This window comes from Candidatus Pelagadaptatus aseana, assembly GCF_040362265.1.
In the GTDB taxonomy this organism is placed as follows: domain Bacteria; phylum Pseudomonadota; class Gammaproteobacteria; order Pseudomonadales; family Cellvibrionaceae; genus Pelagadaptatus; species Pelagadaptatus aseana.
The window spans coordinates 236,138-255,479 of the sequence record NZ_BAABNJ010000006.1 but is presented as its reverse complement, the minus strand read 5'-3'; the positions used below and the strand labels follow the sequence as shown (position 1 = coordinate 255,479).

Sequence of the window (19,342 nt, the reverse complement as noted above, 5' to 3'; positions counted from 1 at the left end):
TCAGAGCGCCCCCAGACAATAGTGACCAGGCGTAAATGTCACGGTGCGGCCGGAGGCTTTTTCCAGAGCCCCGATCAAACGCTGCAGCCGATCACTGACGCCCTGATCAATAAAGGTCAGAACCTGCTGATAAATATTGTTTTTAAACTCATCGCTGGCCCCGAGTCCGGCCTGAAGATTGTCGGCACTCACACGAAAGCGACGCCCGGCAGCGACAGACAACAACCATTCTATGGCCTGAGGCCTGATCTCCACGCGCTCGAATTCGTCCTGCTGAGCCTGAGTTCGGCCATCCGGGGCATACCAGTAACCATAGTCCTCCTGGAGCCGTCGTTCAGGGCCCGCCACCAGCCAGTGAGCCACTTCGTGCAGGGCACTGGCGCCATAATCGCGGGTAAAAATTATCCGGTGCTGGCGGTGGCTGTCATCGGCCGGCAAGTAAATCGGTTCCTCTGCCCCACCCACCAGTACGGTATTGTGAGATAACTCAAACGTTTGGTTAAACACCTCGATCAAGGCTCGATGATCAAGCGTCCTGAACGTGGGCACCTGTAAAGAGGTCATACTAAATTTCATCCAAGTATTGTGCTTTGGCCAAACTGGCTATACCTTATGTAGTAGGCGCTGCGGTTTTTGCACTCGGCGTTTGTCTCAAGACCATTCCGCCCTTTGGGGGTAATCAAAGGCCCATAGAGGCCTCAGCAGGAGGTGGTATTATGAAGACCTCAACATCAGGCCACAACAATGTGGTTGATCTGTTCTCTGGGCAGCCCTTCTCGGAGCGTCACAGCCAGCGCATCATCCGGCTCTCGCCCGAACTCGACGGGCTGGAAATGCTCTACTCCAACGAATCCAACCCCGATAAGCTTTTTACCCTGAAAATCCTCTGCTGGGGACTGCGGGAAAACGGCGAAGTCGTCGGTATGGTTCCCTGGCTCAACCAACTGGTTGCCGCGCCGGACATACAGGATCCGCTCAATGGCGAATGGCAGGGTTACTATGATCCGGGCATCGATGAAATCTTTATGGAAGGCCCGATTCATAAGATCGTCGAGCTGGAAACAGCCGCCGAATACTATGAATGTCAGGCCGAGAATCCACAGGACGTGATTCAGGAAATCCCCGACACCATAGGCACCCATGCGGTTATGTCCGATAACGGCTTTCACAGTCTGGTACTGTGTGAAGTGGTCAGCTGGCAGCTGCTGAAAGACGGCACCGTCCAAGGCACGCTACCGGATCCGGAAAAAGTTGAATGCACCCCGGTATTACCAGGCGACAGATGCCTGTATCCGGTGCAGCAGCGCGAGGACTTTCGCTACTTCTTCCAGCACCAGATCGCCAATAAATTGAAATCTGAAGATCCGGAGGCGATTGCGGCGATTGCGACTTTGATGGATAAGTAATGGTCTGCCTTTCAGAGATCCTTCCTCACTGCGTTCGTCAGGATGACAGTCCCTATTCCGCTGCACTCTCAACCCCTGTCATCCTGAGCACAGCGAAGGATCTCTTTAAACTTAGCTCTTTTGAATCAGAAACAAAAACTCTGATTCCGTCTCAGCCTTGTCCACCAGCTCATGCCCCAGAAACTGACAAAATTGGGGAATATCTCGCTTGGTAGAGGGATCCGTGGCCATCACTTTAATCATCTCACCACTGGCGGCTTCACGGACCACCTTATGCAACATCATAACCGGCTCAGGGCACTCCAGCCCTTTTGCATCCAGCGTATGGGAAAACTTCCAATCAGACAATTTCGAAACTGACATAGATATCCAACAATTACAGGTGACATATGTCACTATACTTACATTACTGCATTTAACGACAGGCAAGCCGGTACATGACCAACAGCCAAGCCATCCTCGAACTCCGCGACCGGCCTGATATTTTCAGCCGTGGCGCGCTGGAGCTGACGTTTACCCTGCTACGGGAACACGCTCCGGGGCTGGCGCTGCAAGTGCGCAACCTGCTGTCCGGCGACACTGTCTGTGACCCCGGACTGTCAGAGCATCAGGATTATTTTCCCATCATTCTCGACGGTCCGTCCATCCAGGAAGTGATAACCGCCATCACCGAAATCAGTCAGATTGAAGTCGACCAGCCCAATCCGGATCCCGGCAAACTGGTTATCCTGAAAACCCTGCTGCAGGACTGGCTGGCTCTGGCGGACTTCTTACTGCAGGAAAAAATTTTAACCCCCAAGCCCCAGAGCGATTGATCCACCCAAGAAGCCAGCGCTAAGATGGCATTATTGCAACACGATTTGGAACATCCCTATGATCAGCGTTCTTATTGAGAGAAATATTGCCATGGACATGGCCAGCACTTACGAAGCCATGGCCAAAAATACCCTGCACCATGCCTATCAGGCGCCGGGGTTTATCAACGGCGAAACCTTTACCGACATCAATAACCCCCTGCGTCGCTTTGTACTGTCAAAATGGCGCAATGTTCAGGACTGGCACAACTGGGCACACTCCGAAGCCCGTAAAAATCAGATGAACGAAATCAATCTGCTACTGCAGGAGCAGGAAAAAATTTCCATTCTAGAAAATTCCTAAGCATCTACCTCAGAGCAAAACGCAGCCATGCGATCAGCGGCCAGCTGCAAATGCTGGTCGTGACTGAACCCCGACTTAATCCGGGGCTTGAGGTCGTGATTACCATCTTCAAGCCAAAACAGCTCAATGGCATCGGACAGTGAATAGTGTGTCACCTCTTCCTGATTGCCCATGGCATCCCGGGTGCCCTGAATGATAACCGTGGGGGTTTGCAGCGCCTGCAGATGCTCGGTCCGGGTTTTCTCTGGCTTGCCCGGAGCGTGGAACGGATAACCAAGGCACACCAAACCCGCAGCGCCGACCTCGTCAGCTATCATGGAAGCCATGCGACCGCCCATGGACTTGCCACCAATGATCAGCTTTCTGTCAGCTTTACACTCGGCGAAGACCTCCCGCCAACAATCGAGCAATTGTTTTTGCCCATTGGGTGGCCGCTTTTTGCCGTTTTCACGGCGCTCGGCCATATAGGGAAATTCAAAGCGGGCTACCGCCACCCGGCGCTCGAGCAACAGTTCGGTCATGCGGTTCATAAAATCACTGTCCATCGGCGCACCGGCGCCATGGGCAAACACAAACAACGGCCACTCAGGCCGGCCCTCAATCGTTAAATTGTGTGGGGTTTGGTCACTCATAAAATCCATTCTCTCTGGCATCCAGACGGGTCATCAGGCTGACAGACTCCATACCCGCATCAAATACAATCACGACATCGCCCTGCTTGATCTGGGTCAGTACCTGCGCCACCTTATCAGTCAAACTGATTTCCTGCAGGCCGTAGTCGGTACCCTCGCGGGTAATAAACTCTTCCACCAACCCGTTCAGGGCCTCGGAGGATAATTGCTCATAGGGAATAATCACAACGCATACCGCCATTGCTTAAAAAATGCTGGAGCGAGATTATGAACAGACTATTCGACGGTCTCAACTGCTTCTATAATCAGTATCAATTATCAGGACACATCAGGATTACCCATGAACCGCTCTCTTGTACTCAGCATCCTCAGTGAGGACAAACCCGGCATTGTTGAAACTCTGGCCGCCACCATTTCAGCTAACGGCGGCAACTGGCTGGAAAGCCGCATGACCCAGCTGGCCGGAAAGTTTGCCGGTATTTTGCAGGTCAGCGTCAGTGATGCCGATATCCAGCAGTTAACCCAGGCACTGCAGGCTCTGGAAACCAAAGGCATTGCCATTATCACCTCGGAAGTCAATGAAAGCGACGCGGGTGGCGATACCAAGTCCATGCATTTCACACTGGTGGGCAATGACCGGGTGGGGATCGTTAAAGAGCTGTCGCAGGCCTTTGCCAATCATCATATCAATGTCGATGAGCTGGAAACCGGGTGTTCCAGCATGCCCTGGTCCGGCGACCCCATGTTCACCGCCCGCGGTTCATTGCAGATTCCAGAAGGCACCGATATCGACAGTCTGATGGACCAGCTGGATGATATTTCCGACAAGTTGGGAGTAGACATCGAGATCGACGAAAAAGAAAACACCACTGCGGAAGAATAAGCGTTTTAAACCAGCCCATTGAGCAAGTAACCAACGCCGTAGGCCAGCCCTGCGGCAACACCACCCACCACCGTGGTCTCCAGTGCCGATACCCACCACTTCTGATTGACGTAGCGGCCTTTAAACAGCCCAACCACAAAGAACGCCAGAAACGTTACCGCCGCGCTGAACACAAACGGCGATTCGACGCTGCCGGGTCGCAGCCAGTTGGTGACAAAGCTCAACAGCGGTAACGCACCAGCCAGAAAAAAAGCAATAAAGGTGGCAATGGCTGCCAGCAGCGGGTTGCTGTCTTCGACGCCCATACCATGCTCTTCCTGCAGCATGGTATTGACCCACAACTCCTGATTGGAAGTAATCAGCTCGACCAACTTATCCAGCTCCTCACCGGAGAAGCCTTTCATCTCATAGATCTGGCGCACCTCTTCACGCTCACCTTCCGGATAGAGCTCAATTTCCAGTTGTTCACGATCCCTTAAGCTCTGGCGATGCTGATTCTCTGCCCGACTGCCCAGATAATTACTGACCGCCATACTGAAACCATCGGCCAGCAAATTGGCCAGACCGAGGACAATTACCACTCCGCTGCTCAAACCGGCACCGGCAACCCCCGAAACCACGGCAAACGTGGTGATGGCGCCATCAATGCCGCCAAACACCATATCTTTTAAATACACCTGGGAAGGTCCGTTGCCCAAACGCTCGGATATGGCCTCGGGCGTATGGGTTTTCTTTAACACAATCCTCGACAGGGCCATGATTTAATCCGCCAGGCGCTCCTGCCAATAGATTACCCGATCGTGACCCCGGTAACTGCCAAAACTCACCGTAGCGTCAGGCAAGTCGTCATCATGGCTGCCATCCTGATCCCAGTCGAACTGAAACCAGGGCATAGAAGAAGTATCCACCGCCACAGGAAAGCTGCCGGTATTGCCCGAGCCCGGGGCACTGAAGACCAACCCGGCATCACCAGCGACCAAGGTCATAACCGTTGCCGACAGATTCAGGAAACTGCCTGTCGCGGTGCCGCTGCCCACGCCAACGGGAAGATCCGAATCGTTCACAATTGCGGTTCCAGCAAAGTCGATATTGGCACGAGGGAAACTGCTGCAGCTGTCGTCGCTATTCAATTGCCAGCCGCTGCCATTCCAGTATTCTGCGCGCAATATCAGCGGCAGAGGCGAAGATTCAGGGCCGTGTACATCTTTGGTAAACAGGCGGCCAAACCGTAGATTCAATGTGCCACTCAAAGCCCGGGCATCGCAATCAGGTACCAATGTACAATCACCAGAGGTGGCGGCGTTCATATCCAGCGAATCGAAATCCCGGCTGTCGAGTGTGTCCGTAATTTTTAACCCCAGAGACAAACCATCAAGTGGCGCCTCAAGCCCAGCATCTCGCACCAACAACGCCGAAGTGTCATTGACAATATACTGACCATTCACCCAATTGGCAGGGGACACACTGAGACGGGCCGACAAGTCGGCGCCATTATTATTTTGTTCGGCTACTTGCTCGACCGTCGCGACCGCAAAACCCGGCGCGGTATCGTTATAGTAATTATTGACCTGACCACCGCCGAAACGATTAGCGGTAATTGTAAAACTGACATCCATACCCGGCTGTGACAGATAGCTAAAACTACCACAGGTATCACCCAGAGCACTGGTATCCAGGCTGAAGTAATCGGGATAAAAGCGACCAATATTACCGCTGGTTGCACCCGTCACATCCCCGGCACCAAGATAATTGCCATCGGCAATAACCGGGTAAGCAGTAAAGGTGCCCACCTCACTCCAATTCACATCTGTCGCCTCAAGCAATCCGTCCGTTGTCGTCAGAGTGAAAGTACCGCCAAACAGCGAACCATTGTCACCGGGCGATGGATAACTCAGAGAATCAAAAGTCAAAGATACTGACTCCGGCGAAACCTCGCGCCCGAAATTCGGGGTGCGATTACCAAGTGCATTGCGAGCCTCCACCTGTACAGTAAAATCCGTACCAGCAGCCTGAAAGCCTGTGCCAATAGCTTCTGTTCCCAGATTGCCAGGAATACTGGTAATCACCAGATCGGCCGGCCTGACCACAAAGCTGTCACTTGAGCCCAATATATCAACGCCCGAATCACTGCCATTTTCCAGCAGGATATCGTGACGCGCATGCAATTGGATCAAACCCACATCGGGATAATTCAGGGTAAAGGCTGCTTTGGAATCAACACCAAACAAAATATCCAGATCATTGGTGTAACCAGGCGCACCATCGTTTGTGGCCACTGTATAGTTGTTGCCATTATTGATAAGGCTCACTTGTTCACCACGGCAGGCAATCGGATCGATACACTCAGCAGCCAAACCTATCTTGTGGACGCTGCCGTTGCTGAACACGCCAACGCAACCCAGTGTGTTGTTATCTTTGCGTACTGCCTGAAGATAAAAAGTATCGCTGTTTTGTGCCGCAACCGGAATAAAACCATTGGCGATGGTTAACGGATTATCAGATCCATCGATAAAACGAAAACCGCTGTCAAAAAATTCGATATTTGGATCTTCTCCCGCGCTATCAGAACCGGTATTGATATTCACCACTCCGGCATCGGTATGATTCAGCAATAGACGCACCGTATCGTTGGAGGCAAATGTATAGATTGCCGTACCATCGTTGTTACCTATACTGGAAAGGCTACCCGCATCCGGGCTACTCCAAGCCCCCCGTCCAGACGATGTCGATAAGTTGATTTGCACACCCACCCCCGGAGCAATGGGATTGTCGTTTACATCGTGTGCAATAATGGTGATTTCACTGGCCTGACAGGTCAGGCCGGTGGCATTGGTGAAATCTGCCCCACCGGTAAAACTGATTGCGTAATGTTCAACACCACCGCCACCACTGCCATCATTATCGCCTCCCGGAGTTTCATCCTGTCCATTGGACTGCTGCTTATCCCAATCGCCAGTGCCATCAGGGTCGCGATAAACAAACTTGGTGCCATTGTTTGTTCCGCTGTAATCTGTGTCGTAATCAAAGTTACTGCAGTCATAGCCAGACACATCGAAACCATTTACAGACAAGACATCGATCACCTTGTCATTGCTGCCAAAAAAATCCGAGTTATCGTAAAGCGCTACCGAAAAGCCATCTTTAAAATCGAGCCGGGAATCGTTAAAGTCCTCATCACCTTCAAAGACCATCCAGGGAAAATTACTGGCTAAATCAGGATTACTGTTACCAAAACTCGACAGTAAACTGAAAGATTCACAGCCACCGGAATCGCACAGTTCTAGGCGCCAACCCAAAAGTGCAATCAGAACTCCCAAATCCGTATCCAGAACTTTTATTTCGATAAAAGAAGGATCACCACCAATGGCCTGAGCCACCTCATTGATGGTGGCATCCCCAATCATGGACGAGCAACCCGCCGTACTGCCTGCCCCTCCCGATACCGTCACCGCATTGCTAATCACATCAACATCGCTGCCACCACCACAAGAGTTATTTTGAAAAGCGATCAACTCCAGATTATAGGTTCCGGCAGTGGTCGGTGCGGTAATATTGAAGGTCTCGGTTTCAGTGCCGGAATTGTAATTACTGTGATCGATACAGCCTGATGTCCCATCTGAAAAACTGTATTGGGTTGCACGCCAATTATCATTACCCGGCCCTCCCATCGATACCGTAATATCGACGGATACGGAACCTCCAGAACCAACCGTAACAGGCAGGGGTGCACCACCATTCAAGTCCACCGAGACAATGGTCCGGCCGGCCAAGGCCTCCCCAATCGGCAAGACTAGTAGCAATAACAACAACCATTGCCGTGTGCTGCGCAAAATCATCATGAAACGATCACTCAACAAATGACGAAACATTCAATGTTCTCAGAGCTGAATAGGGGGATCCGACACCGCATTGGCCTACGCTCTCAATTGAAAAATAACGAACACCAGAAACCAGCGTACTGTTACAACTGACGGTCGCCGTGCAATTCTGCAGTCCCGCACCGCTGAATGTGGGAGGGCTGACTAGAGCTGCGCAATTAGCCAAAGCCAGAGCCTGTGTCATGGCTTGAGTTTCATCGTAAAACAATTGGTTCATGCCATATTGTGCACCACTCTCGGCGGCATAAAAGGCCTGAACATTCATTATTTCCTGAAAGGACGCCGTGGATGCCTGACTGGTATAGCGGGCGATGGTTAACGCCATGCCGCCCAACACCAGAATAATAAAAATGGCCATGGGCATCAGAAAGCCTTGTTGGCTTTTAAACCTGAGCGTTTCCCCTGTCATCCTGAACGCTTCCCCTGTCATCCTGAACAACAGTGAAGGATCCCTCGATCCACTGCCGCGAGATCCCTCGCTACGCTTCGGGATGACAGTATCAGACTGATATTGTTTATTCTTGGAATCAGGGCACATTGCGAATCAATACCTCCTGATTTAACACAATGCCTTCACCGCCTTCACTGAACTGCAGTGACATACTCAAGGTGGCATTGCGATCTTCAGTTCCCGGTGACAGCACAAAGGGCGCGGCCACACTGACCCCACCCGCCATTAAATCGCCAGCACCTGCCGGCGTACCGGTTGATGTAGAAGGCGTTGCATAACCACTGGCATGAAACCTCAAGCTTCCAGCAGTCACACAAAACGCCTGAGGGTTATCCACCAGATAAAAACGTCGATTAAGCGAATTACGCAGCCACTGTTTGTCTGCGGTTAGCGTCAGACTGGTGGCGGTGCGTCCGGCCAAATCGGCCAGAGATACCTGAGTATCATAGAGCTCCGCTTCATCCAGTGCACCAATGACCACATAGCGTGCAGTCCACAAGCTGACAGCATGCGGAGCGGTTGCAATCGGCGTGGTTACCGCAGAACCTGAGGGCGCGGCACCATTGGCCGTATCGGGGACATCGCCGATGTAATTACCGCCACCGGCTACCGGTAAAAACTCCACACAATTGCCGGTGATTCGAATGCTGTTTGGCGCGGCACCGCGCAACTGCCGCGCCATACGCTCCAGCGCTGCGCGGCCTTTGGCCACTAACTTGCCACGCTCGATCGTTGATGCGTAGGTTTCCATGGTGTTGCCTACAAAGCCAAAGCCGATGGTGCCGACAATCGCCAGTACAATAATCACGGCGATTAATTCCACCAGGGTAAGGCCTGATTGCTTTTGATAAAACTGTTGCTGAATTCTGTCATTGGATCCCTCACATTCGTTCGGGATGACAGCGGAGTTCCGGATGACACCAGAAGTGGTCGAGGGATTGAGGTGTGGGATGACGTCTAAAGCAGCCATCAGAAATTCACCTTGTAAGCCGACAAAATCGCCTGACCGCCGCCATCGCTGTTGGCCGTTACATCAATGCGGCGTGCTTCGGCATCACTGGCCAACCCCAAATCCGTACCGGCCTCGGTAACAGTCACTGAAATACTACAGCGATCTTTGGATGTATCGGTGTGGCCGTTGTAATCACCAACATCATCGAGATCCGTATCGGCCAGAATACCAGCACAGCTGTTGGTACCTGCATCAAACGTATCGCATGCGGGCACGCCACCGGTGGGGGTATTTTCATCAAATTTGCGCGCCAGTACCTCATCCATTTTGGCCTGGGCGCATTCCAGCGCGCGGATCTGAATCAAGGGGTCAACACTGTCCTGAGTTGCACGGGAAAACACACTGACCAGTGCCACCAACGCCACACTGACGATCACAATAAAGGCGACCAGTTCGATTAACGTAAAGCCCTGACAAGTCTTAACGCGCATAACCGCTCTCACTGATAGTGACATTGACTGAATCAGAGCCGGAGGTAATCGCCAAAGTTGTCGCAGCCGCAATGCGCCCCAACTTATCAAAATCCAGTGTGGCAGCGGTTACCGTAACTCCGGCAGGCAGGCTCAGAGGATATTGGATATTGCCATTGGTGAGGGCGGAGCCATTTTCAGTAACGCTGATTGAATTGGCCGTAGACACAAAGCGAACCGCATTGGTGGAGCTGTCGCGAGCCATGGCCACCTGCTGCGCAAAAAACAAAGCCGCGACGGTATCGTCGCGGCTTCGCTGAAGGTCGGCAAAGGAATAATTAAAACGAGAGAAAGCGGTCGCGGCTAGTACACCCAGAATGACAATAACCGCTAATAACTCTAATAACGTAAAGCCCGAATCCCTTTGCACGTTGCTTGGAAAAAATAAATCAGGGCACGTAGTGAACCGTGAAAGTTCCGGTTGCCGAGGTCAATACACAATCGGCAACGGTACAGGTCGTGGTGTCACCAAGGTCGGTGTTGCCATTATCAGCACCTTCAGTGGTTGTCCAGCTGCCACAAGTGGCCGTGTAGGTTTGATCAACAGGCGTGGCCGCACAGGAATCCACCAGCGATACACTGCTGGAAACATCCAATAACTGAGTTAACTGGCTGACATCGGTTGTCACATCAGTAACGGTCAATTTGTCAGAAGCCGTCAGACCAGCGTTCACCGCCAAACCGGCAGCGTAGTTCAGAGAAATGGCAGACCCCAAAGAACCCGCCAATGCCGCAGAGCGAGCGCCTCGGGCACTGTCCTGAATATCAATAAATCTGGGGATAGCCGTAGCAGCCAGAATACCCAGAATCACAATCACCGCAATCAATTCGATCAGCGTAAAACCGCTGTTGCGCATTTTCATATTTCTTACCTCTTACAATCTTTCAGGATTTAAATTTGCGGGTCTTAACAACCGGAATCTTCAATAGCAGTAAAAGCTGCGACACGACCGCCGCCACTGATGTCCGCAGCGGTGTAACGAACTTCACATTCATCAATGCCATCCAAGCGCATTTCAATGGTTGCCGCATCACCGTTACCACCACCATTAAAGGTGTAACGATCGGACAGATCTTCAAACAAAGGCACCAGATTGGCTTCCGTTGCACGGGGGTAACCTCCGCGAGTATTGATATCCGCCGCACCATCGCCATCGACATCCGCCGGATCATTGGCGCCAAACAAACCATTGGTGGCCTGTGTCGCATAGACCATGGTAGTTGCAGAGCGCAATGCTGAACGCGAAGCATCCAATACCGCAATGCGGGACTCTCGCTCGATAGTGATCAGTCTTGGAATCGCAATGGCCGCCAGCACACCGAGAATAACAATAACAACCACTAGTTCAATCAGGGTAAAACCCGTTTGTTTTTTCATAATTCTATACCTGCCCGTATTTAATCTGGCTTTATTGTTCCAACAATTATTAACATCCCTGATTCGAGCTTCCTGCCCTGCGCCAACTTGCCACCACTGGCGCTTAATTTATTAAGTTTAGTCGGTTTTTCCTTATATACCAACTAGTTAAGAGTAACTTTTACAGAACCACTTAAAGAATTGTAATCAAAATAGTAGCGTTGTGATTCCGCAGTAACCATCTGATACCTACAGACTCCCTTTTCCGGGTACGACATCCAAAATTGCATACCCGCGTCATCTTTCGGCAAAAAATCCAGCAACTTTCCCGGATTTTTAAACACCGCCTGCCATAACTGCTGACAATCTTTCTGACCCGCCTCAATAAAGTCTGCCCTGGCCCCCACCGGCCAACCTCTGTCATTCATCTGATAGACCGTTTCTTCGCTGATCAGTTCGCTGGGCATGCTGGCAAACTTCCACTTCATGTGCAGCACAGTCATGGTGGAATCAAATCGACTGGACAGCATTTGCATACCGGTTCTCTGGGCACGGTCCATCACATTCTGGTAATACTTGAGAGAGACAACCATCAATACCGCAATCATGCAGACCACAATAATCAGTTCAATCAGGGTAAACCCGCCCTGATTACAGGATTTCTTATGCGGCCTGCACATCGTACATGCTCCACATTGGCAGAAAGATGCCCAATGCCAGAATCAACACAAAAATCGCCATAATCACAATCATTATCGGTTCAATGCGATCACTCAGGGTTTTCAGATCGTAGTCCACTTCCCGCTCATAAAAGCCCGCCACTTCTGCCAACAGCGTATCTACCTGACCACTCTCTTCACCCACCGCAATCATCTGCAATACCAGAGGGGTAAATAATCCACTTTGATTATGAGTACGCAGCAAGGACTCACCTCGCTCAACGCCGTGTTTGATGTCAGCAATTTTATGACCCAGATAATCGTTACCAATAGCCCGTGAACACAACTCCAGCGACTGAGGTAATGGCACACCGGATTTGAGCATCAGACCAAACGAACGGGCATAACGAGCCATCAATGCGCGCAGTAGAATGTCGCCTACAATGGGCAGTTTTAATTTGTACTTGCCCCACCATTGGCTGCCATCAGCCGTTTTGATATAGCGCCGAAACGCCACCATGGCAGCCACGGTTATACCCAGCAGATACCCCCAGTAATTGAGGAAAAAATTGGAGGTACCAATCAGAATCCGGGTCGCCAGAGGCAAATCCGCACCGAACTGCGAAAACATTTTGGCAAAGGCCGGGATCACAAAGATATTGACCACCACCATCGCCACAGCCAAGGCTGCCAATACAAAAGAGGGATAGCGCATGGCCGCCTTAACCCGTTTGCGCGATTCCATATCTCGCTCCAGGTATTCACTCAGCTGGTCAAAGATGGCTTCGAGCTGGCCACTGTCTTCACCCACTTTGATCATATTGATATAGAGGGTATCGAAAATATCCTGATGACGGTTCATCGCAGCCGACAGCTGCATACCGGTTTCCAGATAATCACCAATATCCATCAGCACTTCTTTAAGGCGCTGATGGCTGATGGAGGCGGCCAAGCCGCGCACCCCGCGAATCAGAGGAATACCGGCTTTGGTGATGGTATAGAATTGCCGGGTCAGCATGATCAGGTCTTCGGGTCGAACTTTTTCAGGCCCGAGCAAGCTTTTGAAATCAATTTCAACACTGCCCGCCTTGGCCGGCGCAATGGACACAGGCGTAATACCCCGCCCCATCAGCTGTGATGCCACCGCATCGGAGGACGAACCCTCCAACATACCCGCTACCGATTTCCCCTCGGCATCGCGCCCCTGATACTGAAAATTAGCCATCAGTCAGCTCGCTCAGTGATTCGTCTTCTACCTGCGCAGACACCCGCAGCACTTCTTCCAGCGTGGTCACCCCTTTGAGGGCAAAGTCCAGGGCACTGTTGCTCAATGGGCGATAATCCTTGCTTGCCAGTGCGGCAGCATTAAAGGCTTTAACGTCGTTATCACGCAAGGCATCGGCCATTGGACGATTGATTTCCAATAATTCGAACACACCGATACGACCGCGATAACCGGAATTAAAACAATGGGGACAACCACTGCCCTTTTTCAGATTGACCCACTGCTCCTGAGGAACCTGACGCAACAACTGCGCCTCGCCCGCATTGGGTGTGTAGGGTTTGGCGCAACTTTCACATACCCTGCGCACCAGACGCTGAGCAATAATTGCTTTCAGGGAGGCGGCCACCAGATAGGGATCGACATCCATATCCACCAGACGCAGTGCCGAAGTCACCGCATCGTTGGTGTGCAAGGTTGATAACACCATGTGACCGGTCATCGCTGCACGCAGGGCGATTTCCGCTGAATCGGAATCCCGAATCTCCCCCACCAACAGCACATCCGGATCCTGACGCAGTGTCGCTTTCAGAACTGTGGCAAAGTCCAGCCCGATTTTCTCATTCACCTGGACCTGACTGATCCGCGGCAGCCGGTATTCCACCGGATCTTCCGCCGTGATGATTTTTTTCTCGGGGGTATTCAATTCTGACAGGGCACCATAGAGTGTCGTGGTTTTACCGCTACCCGTAGGTCCTGTCACCAACACCAGACCGTGCGGCCGGTGAATCAGATTGCGGAAACGTCGGATGTAGTAATCGGGCATCCCCACTTTCTCCAACGGCAACACCCCCTGAGTGTGGTCCAGCAGACGCATGACCACCGACTCGCCGAACTGCACCGGCATGGTTGAGATACGCACATCGATGTTGTGATGCTTCACTTTCAGATTAAAGCGGCCATCTTGCGGCAGACGTTTCTCCGAAATATCCAACCCGGACATCAACTTCAAACGCACCACCAGCGCCGCGGCAATTCGCTGCTCGTTCATCACCTGTTCGGTCAGCACACCATCGATCCGCTCGCGAATTCGCAGCACCGTTTCATCGGGTTCAATGTGGATATCCGACGCCTTGGCGTTGATGGCGTCTTCAAAAATTTTCTGCAGCAGCCGCACCACCGGGGCATCGGTTGCGGTGGCATCTTCAACAATATCCGTGAGATCGAGACTGTCTTCTTCCAGCTCGTCGTGCAGCTCTTCAGCCAGTGACGCAATTTCGTCCGTGTGGCTGTAGCCGATATCGAGAATATCCAGCAGTTCTGATTCGCGAACCACCGCTGGCTTCAGCGGTTTGTCAAAATACTTGGCAATATCGTCCAGACAGAAAATATCGGTGGGATCACCCATACCCAACTGGATACCATCATCATCTTCTTTCAGCACCATGACCCGATAGCGTCGTGCCACCGTCTCGGGCAGTCGCTGCACCAGCTCGCGATCGAAGTGAAAGTGTTTGAGCTCTACAAACGGGTAGTTCAACTGCCGTGACAGCAGCCCCAGCAGAGTGTTCTCATCCACAAACCCCATTTCAATCAGGGTGCGTCCCAATTTCAGCCCGGTGACTTTTTGTTCCTGCAGAGCAGCATCCAGCTGATCCGGGGTGATCAACTGCTGGGCAACCAGCAGATCACCGAGGCGAATGCGTTGTGGCTGTGCTGTGTTCATGAATCAGTACCTGCGGAAGTGTTGGGATCCAGAGCCTGAATACGCTGCTGTACGTAATTCAGGTAGGGGGCATTATCAGGAGCAATTTTGTAAACCTGCTCAAATACCGATAGCGTCTGTGCGGCGGAAATCGCATCCATGGATACCGCCAGCCCAAGCCAGTAACCGGGATTCTGGGAGTCCTGAGCGATCAGCCTCTGATACAGCGCTATCGCCTCCTTGTTTTTCTCCAGCTTATGCAACAACCCGGCCTTTAACGCGTAATAACCGGGCAGTTTTTCCATGCTCGGGGAATGAGATTCCAACGCGCGCAAGCCACCTTCGAGATCGCCGCGGCGAGTCAGTACCTGAGCCACCATATAGGAAAACAGTTCTCCGGGCAGATGAGTGCCCTGATCAACCATGGCTTCCGCTTCTTGCACCCTTCCCTGAGACAGCAACAGATCAAACAGTTTCTGATAGGCGAATACCGATTGCGGGTTCTGGCTGACAAAGTCCGACAATTGTTTTTCCGCCTGCAGCAAACGCCCCTTGTCCATATTGCGAGCCGCTTCCTGAGCCAGTTCCAGATCGCGACTGCTGAAACTCTTTTCCACAATAACCGCTGTTCCTGAGGCATCATTGGCCAGCTGGCCTCCGGCAACTTTTTTCTCTTCCAGGTGCTTGATCACATCCTTGGCCGGCTGACTTTTTTGACTGGGCAGTTGATTCAGCATGTCATCGATATCAGCCTGAGAGGCACCCACTTCTCTGGCTTTTTTCACCAGATCAGGCACCTTGTAATACTGCCCTTTGGCAATCACGCTTTTGATAAAACCCAGATAGCGCTGCTGAATTTTCTCAATGCCTTGTTGAGCTCCGGGATTATCCGGCTGCAGAGACAGTACCGCGGTGTAACGATCATAGGCGTTGTCGTCTTTGGGAGTGCGCAACCGGTCGGCCTTGAAAGCTTTGTCACCGGCATCGAGCAGGGACTGTATGTGGTTTTCCACATTGGCCGTAACCACTGGCTGTTCCGGCACCTCAATCAGTTCAACCACCTGATTCTGTTTACGCCGGCTTTCACTGACAAGGTCACTGTCAAACACCGCGTCGGCATCAGTAATCTCGTCAACCTCTTTGTCCAGCACCGCAATCACATCGGAACTTAACAGCACCTCATCAAAGCTGGGCTTCTCTTCAACAACAACTTCTTCAACCTCTTGCGGCACAAATTGCCAATAAAAATAGCCTCCGAGGATAACAAAGAAGATCAGAAAGCCACTGACTACCGACCAGAACTGCGCGGGATTTTTGTCCGGCTGACCAAGTTTGTCATCATTTGGCAGCGCCTCGGTCAGAGCCAGATCCTCATCACCCACACGCTCCTGCTGCTGGGCATCCAGATCCTTCAGCATGTCGTTAACCAGACTCACAGTGCACCTCCCAGCCACTGAGGTAAAAGAATGCACAGGGTCGCAGTAACCGCCCCAACTACTGGCCACAACAGACGCCAGCGCAAAGCGTAAAATTTGCCAATGCGGGAACTTTCATCCGTATCGACAATCGCCTTGGCCACATGCCGCGCTTTAACCTTTTTATCGCCCTGTCCGTAAGCCAGCATCATGGCTTTATGAGCAATAACATTCATCAGTCTGGGGATGCCGCCTGATCCCTTGTAAATCAGCCAGACCGCAGGCGAAGAAAAAACCTTCTCCGTGGCTCCAGCCGCATTCAAACGGTAATCCAGATAGGTTTTTACGCCCTTCCATGAGAAAGGCTTGAGGTATTCAGAGAAGACAATGCGCTGTTTCAACTGACGCAAATCGGGCCGATTCAGCAGGTCATCCAATTCAGGCTGCCCCAGAAGCACCACCTGCACCAGCTTGCGTTTTTCCGTTTCCAGATTGGTCAGCAGCCGCAATGCTTCAATGGTTTCCACTGGCATCGCCTGAGCTTCATCAATGATCAATACCACCCGCTTGTCGCGACGCGCCAACTGAATCAAGCGACGATATATTGAAAACATCACCTGATGGGCTTTCATGTCGTCGGTTAACTGGGCACCGATCTCCCCGGCCAGATAGGATTTCAATTCATCCGGGGTCAGGTAGGGGTTGGGCACATACGCCGTCAGATAACGGCTGTCCAGAGAGGCCAATAATTTACGACAAAGAATGGTTTTACCGGTGCCGACTTCACCGACAATTTTAATAAAGCCTTCGCTGTGGGACAGCGACAGCAACATGGTGTTTAATGCCTGGCGATGGCTTTGACCATTGAGAAAAAACTGGGTATCGGGCGTCAGGGAAAAAGGCCTTTCCTGCAGTCCGAAATGTTCCAAATACATTGCCATGGCGTGTGCTTCTTGTTGGACCTCTGTGGTAGTTGTTGTGACTATTTAATCTCGCTATTTAGCGGTTGCGATAGGCACTACCCAGATCTTTAATCCGGCTGTTGGACTGACGGATATCGTTGGCCCAGTCTTCGTTATCCTCAACAATGATAGGGCGCATCAGAATCACCAGCTCGGTTTTTACTGTCGTATTGTTTTTACGTTTGAAGAAGGTATCAACCACCGGCACATCCCCTATGTAGGGATGTTTTGAGTTCACATCTATTTGGCGCTCCTGCATCAAACCGCCCAACACCACAATTTGACCACTGCTGGCCCGCACGATGCTATCGGATTCGCGAATTTCCCGCAGAGCCAATGGCAGCGAATACTCACTGTTACCAATGGTAAATTCTTTCACCTGGTCACTGATGGTGCTGACCACCGGATGGATATGCAGAATCACTTCACCGTTATCCGCAATTTGCGGCGTTACGTCCAACGCAATCCCGCTGAAGAAAGACGACAGTTCAACGTCAGGTGTGCTGACCGTCGAAGAGGCGTTAGATACCGTATCGGATGACAAGCCGGTCAGGAAAAATTCATCAGAACCCACCCGAATCATGGCCTTCTGATTATTGACCGTAGACACTCTCGGGCTCGACAACACCTGCACATTGCCCTGGGTTTGCAGCAGATCAATCAGGGTAGTGATGTCGTTAACCATAAAGATCGAGGAAAAAACTTCGCCGACAGCTTCCGAAGCCGTATCAATCGAAGGTTGCGCGGTAAAATCGACGACATTATTGGTCAACAGCAACTGGCCATTAATGGCATTCCAATTGATACCAGCGTTGAAACTGTCATTGAGCTGCACTTCAAGAATTTTGGTCTCCAGAATCACCTGGCGTTTAACACTCAACTCTGACTTATCAAGAAAACGGCGAATCGCATTCAATTCCTGTGGATAGGCTTTTACCACCACCAGACCAGCTTGTGGGTTCACCACCACCATACGCTCACCACTGACACCATCGGTGCCGATCATGGCCATCATGGTTTCCTGCAGAGAGGTCCAGAAATCGGTGCGGGTCAGGGTTTGTACGCGCGACCCGGGAGAAATCGCTTCAGAACCGGCTCCACCTTCGGAAGAAGTCAACCCGGCCAGGCCGAACAGGTTGGAAGTTTCATCGCCACTGTCTGACGAAGAACTGCTGGAATCGCCACTCTCTGAGTCAATTTTACCGATCAGAATACTGGTATCGGAAACACCGACACGCTTGACATCGAGATAATCAATTTTAAAAATTTCGGTGCGCAGCTTGCGCGGATAAATGGTGTAAATGGAACCGTTGAGCTTGTATTCGTAGCCATAGATATCACGAACCGTCGCCAACACTTCTTCAATGGTGACATTTTTCAATCCCAGCGACACCGTGCCCGTGACTTCTGGATGCACCACCACATTGAGATCGGTACCTGCGACCAGCCCCAGGAAAAAATCCCGGGAGTTAATGTCTATAACAGACACATCAAAGGTTTCATCTTCAACTTCTGCCTTGGTCTTAGACTCCGCCGCACCTCCGGCCAGCAGCAATTGATCAACCACCGACTTTTCCGAACTGACCGCTGGCTTGCTGTCTTTAGAATATTGATTGGCCGCCTGCTCTATGGTTTCAGACTGGCGCTCTACCGGCCCAACAGCCGTATTGACAGAACTTGTCTGGCAAGCCGATAAAAGCAGAGCCGACGCCCCCAACAGAAGATGTTTCATCGATGGTTTCATACGCATTCCTGAACCCCCGCTCATGGTTTTACCGATCTGACGGAAGTTATTAAACTCAATGATTTGGTTTTACCCTGATGCAGCACAATCACTCTATCCGGGAAAATTTTTTCTATTCGCGCACCGTTCACAGATTGCGCCTCGGTAACCGGCTGACCATTGATCACAGCCACTTTGCGTTTGCCAGCCACCAAAATTGATTCCAGCTTTAATCCCTGCTCGGATTGGTCTGGCGCACCAGCCAATTGGAACAACGGCCGGGTTGGATCTTGCAGAGACTCTGCCAGTAGATTGCTCGACAAAGTCGCCAGTAACAGCGCTAGAACAGAGGTACTGACACATCGAATCATCTGGCTGGGTTTATTCTTTTGTTGTTTCATAACATAAA

23 protein-coding genes are annotated in these 19,342 nt (G+C 51.5%); 4 read left to right on the top strand and 19 right to left on the bottom strand.

Annotation, left to right across the window (positions count from 1 at the left end; translation table 11 throughout):
* Positions 1-564 carry an elongation factor P hydroxylase gene (locus ACPXV9_RS11405; RefSeq protein WP_423897082.1) on the bottom strand — a complete coding sequence of 188 codons (564 nt, stop codon included), beginning with the start codon at positions 562-564 and terminating at the stop codon, positions 1-3.
* Between the two features lie 152 nt (positions 565-716).
* Between ACPXV9_RS11405 and ACPXV9_RS11400 the strand changes: the two genes are divergently transcribed.
* On the top strand, positions 717-1,406 hold the full coding sequence (locus ACPXV9_RS11400; RefSeq protein ID WP_423897079.1) for a hypothetical protein: 690 nt from the start codon (positions 717-719) through the stop codon (positions 1,404-1,406).
* Positions 1,407-1,517: 111 nt separating this feature from the next.
* Here the strand turns inward: ACPXV9_RS11400 and tusA are convergent, their stop codons facing one another.
* Entirely contained in the window at positions 1,518-1,769 is a 252-nt protein-coding gene (gene tusA / locus ACPXV9_RS11395) for a sulfurtransferase TusA (RefSeq protein WP_423897077.1), read from the bottom strand.
* A gap of 74 nt (positions 1,770-1,843) precedes the next feature.
* Between tusA and ACPXV9_RS11390 the strand changes: the two genes are divergently transcribed.
* Both ACPXV9_RS11390 and ACPXV9_RS11385 read left to right on the top strand, forming a co-directional pair.
* On the top strand, positions 1,844-2,221 hold the full coding sequence (locus tag ACPXV9_RS11390; protein WP_423897075.1) for a hypothetical protein: 378 nt from the start codon (positions 1,844-1,846) through the stop codon (positions 2,219-2,221).
* 58 nt (positions 2,222-2,279) lie between these two features.
* Positions 2,280-2,564 (top strand): antibiotic biosynthesis monooxygenase family protein, encoded by a 285-nt coding sequence (locus ACPXV9_RS11385; protein ID WP_423897073.1) that lies wholly within the window; start codon positions 2,280-2,282, stop codon positions 2,562-2,564.
* On the opposite strand, the gene ACPXV9_RS11380 is transcribed toward ACPXV9_RS11385, so the two are convergent.
* Positions 2,561-3,196: an alpha/beta family hydrolase gene (locus ACPXV9_RS11380; protein ID WP_423897071.1), complete on the bottom strand. Its 636-nt coding sequence runs from the start codon at positions 3,194-3,196 to the stop codon at positions 2,561-2,563. The two genes, ACPXV9_RS11385 and ACPXV9_RS11380, sit on opposite strands and share 4 nt — an antisense overlap.
* The gene (locus ACPXV9_RS11375; RefSeq protein WP_423897069.1) at positions 3,189-3,437 is read right to left on the bottom strand and encodes a YheU family protein; all 249 of its coding nucleotides are present in this window, start codon (positions 3,435-3,437) and stop codon (positions 3,189-3,191) included. Before ACPXV9_RS11375 ends, ACPXV9_RS11380 begins: the two co-directional genes overlap by 8 nt.
* Before the next feature lie 99 nt (positions 3,438-3,536).
* Between ACPXV9_RS11375 and ACPXV9_RS11370 the strand changes: the two genes are divergently transcribed.
* Positions 3,537-4,079: a glycine cleavage system protein R gene (locus ACPXV9_RS11370; RefSeq protein ID WP_423897066.1), complete on the top strand. Its 543-nt coding sequence runs from the start codon at positions 3,537-3,539 to the stop codon at positions 4,077-4,079.
* Positions 4,080-4,084: 5 nt separating this feature from the next.
* Here the strand turns inward: ACPXV9_RS11370 and ACPXV9_RS11365 are convergent, their stop codons facing one another.
* From ACPXV9_RS11365 to ACPXV9_RS11295, 15 genes are all read right to left on the bottom strand, one after another.
* Positions 4,085-4,837, bottom strand: coding sequence for a VIT1/CCC1 transporter family protein (locus ACPXV9_RS11365; RefSeq protein WP_423897063.1), 753 nt, complete (start codon positions 4,835-4,837; stop codon positions 4,085-4,087).
* 3 nt (positions 4,838-4,840) lie between these two features.
* Complete coding sequence (locus ACPXV9_RS11360) at positions 4,841-7,918, bottom strand: DUF6701 domain-containing protein (RefSeq protein WP_423897061.1); 3,078 nt, start codon at positions 7,916-7,918, stop codon at positions 4,841-4,843.
* 7 nt (positions 7,919-7,925) lie between these two features.
* Positions 7,926-8,321, bottom strand: coding sequence for a hypothetical protein (locus tag ACPXV9_RS11355; protein ID WP_423897059.1), 396 nt, complete (start codon positions 8,319-8,321; stop codon positions 7,926-7,928).
* Between the two features lie 163 nt (positions 8,322-8,484).
* Entirely contained in the window at positions 8,485-9,378 is an 894-nt protein-coding gene (locus tag ACPXV9_RS11350) for a PulJ/GspJ family protein (protein ID WP_423897058.1), read from the bottom strand.
* The gene (locus ACPXV9_RS11345; protein WP_423897055.1) at positions 9,378-9,851 is read right to left on the bottom strand and encodes a type IV pilus modification PilV family protein; all 474 of its coding nucleotides are present in this window, start codon (positions 9,849-9,851) and stop codon (positions 9,378-9,380) included. The genes ACPXV9_RS11350 and ACPXV9_RS11345 overlap by 1 nt, the downstream gene beginning before the upstream one ends.
* The gene (locus ACPXV9_RS11340; protein ID WP_423897053.1) at positions 9,841-10,260 is read right to left on the bottom strand and encodes a type II secretion system protein; all 420 of its coding nucleotides are present in this window, start codon (positions 10,258-10,260) and stop codon (positions 9,841-9,843) included. The genes ACPXV9_RS11345 and ACPXV9_RS11340 overlap by 11 nt, the downstream gene beginning before the upstream one ends.
* 19 nt (positions 10,261-10,279) lie before the next feature.
* Positions 10,280-10,753, bottom strand: coding sequence for a type II secretion system protein (locus ACPXV9_RS11335; RefSeq protein ID WP_423897050.1), 474 nt, complete (start codon positions 10,751-10,753; stop codon positions 10,280-10,282).
* A gap of 44 nt (positions 10,754-10,797) precedes the next feature.
* Positions 10,798-11,268, bottom strand: a complete 471-nt coding sequence (locus tag ACPXV9_RS11330; RefSeq protein ID WP_423897047.1) for a prepilin-type N-terminal cleavage/methylation domain-containing protein — start codon at positions 11,266-11,268, stop codon at positions 10,798-10,800.
* Between the two features lie 143 nt (positions 11,269-11,411).
* Positions 11,412-11,927: a type IV pilin protein gene (locus tag ACPXV9_RS11325; RefSeq protein ID WP_423897044.1), complete on the bottom strand. Its 516-nt coding sequence runs from the start codon at positions 11,925-11,927 to the stop codon at positions 11,412-11,414.
* Positions 11,911-13,131 carry a type II secretion system F family protein gene (locus ACPXV9_RS11320; protein WP_423897042.1) on the bottom strand — a complete coding sequence of 407 codons (1,221 nt, stop codon included), beginning with the start codon at positions 13,129-13,131 and terminating at the stop codon, positions 11,911-11,913. Before ACPXV9_RS11320 ends, ACPXV9_RS11325 begins: the two co-directional genes overlap by 17 nt.
* The gene (locus tag ACPXV9_RS11315) at positions 13,124-14,854 is read right to left on the bottom strand and encodes a GspE/PulE family protein (protein ID WP_423897040.1); all 1,731 of its coding nucleotides are present in this window, start codon (positions 14,852-14,854) and stop codon (positions 13,124-13,126) included. The genes ACPXV9_RS11320 and ACPXV9_RS11315 overlap by 8 nt, the downstream gene beginning before the upstream one ends.
* Positions 14,851-16,269, bottom strand: coding sequence for a tetratricopeptide repeat protein (locus ACPXV9_RS11310; RefSeq protein WP_423897038.1), 1,419 nt, complete (start codon positions 16,267-16,269; stop codon positions 14,851-14,853). The genes ACPXV9_RS11315 and ACPXV9_RS11310 overlap by 4 nt, the downstream gene beginning before the upstream one ends.
* The gene (locus ACPXV9_RS11305) at positions 16,266-17,183 is read right to left on the bottom strand and encodes an ExeA family protein (protein ID WP_423897115.1); all 918 of its coding nucleotides are present in this window, start codon (positions 17,181-17,183) and stop codon (positions 16,266-16,268) included. The genes ACPXV9_RS11310 and ACPXV9_RS11305 overlap by 4 nt, the downstream gene beginning before the upstream one ends.
* A gap of 64 nt (positions 17,184-17,247) precedes the next feature.
* A complete protein-coding gene (mshL, locus tag ACPXV9_RS11300) occupies positions 17,248-18,954 on the bottom strand; it encodes a pilus (MSHA type) biogenesis protein MshL (protein ID WP_423897037.1) in 1,707 nt (568 codons plus the stop codon).
* Between the two features lie 20 nt (positions 18,955-18,974).
* A complete protein-coding gene (locus ACPXV9_RS11295; protein ID WP_423897034.1) occupies positions 18,975-19,334 on the bottom strand; it encodes a hypothetical protein in 360 nt (119 codons plus the stop codon).
* Positions 19,335-19,342 lie beyond the last annotated feature (8 nt).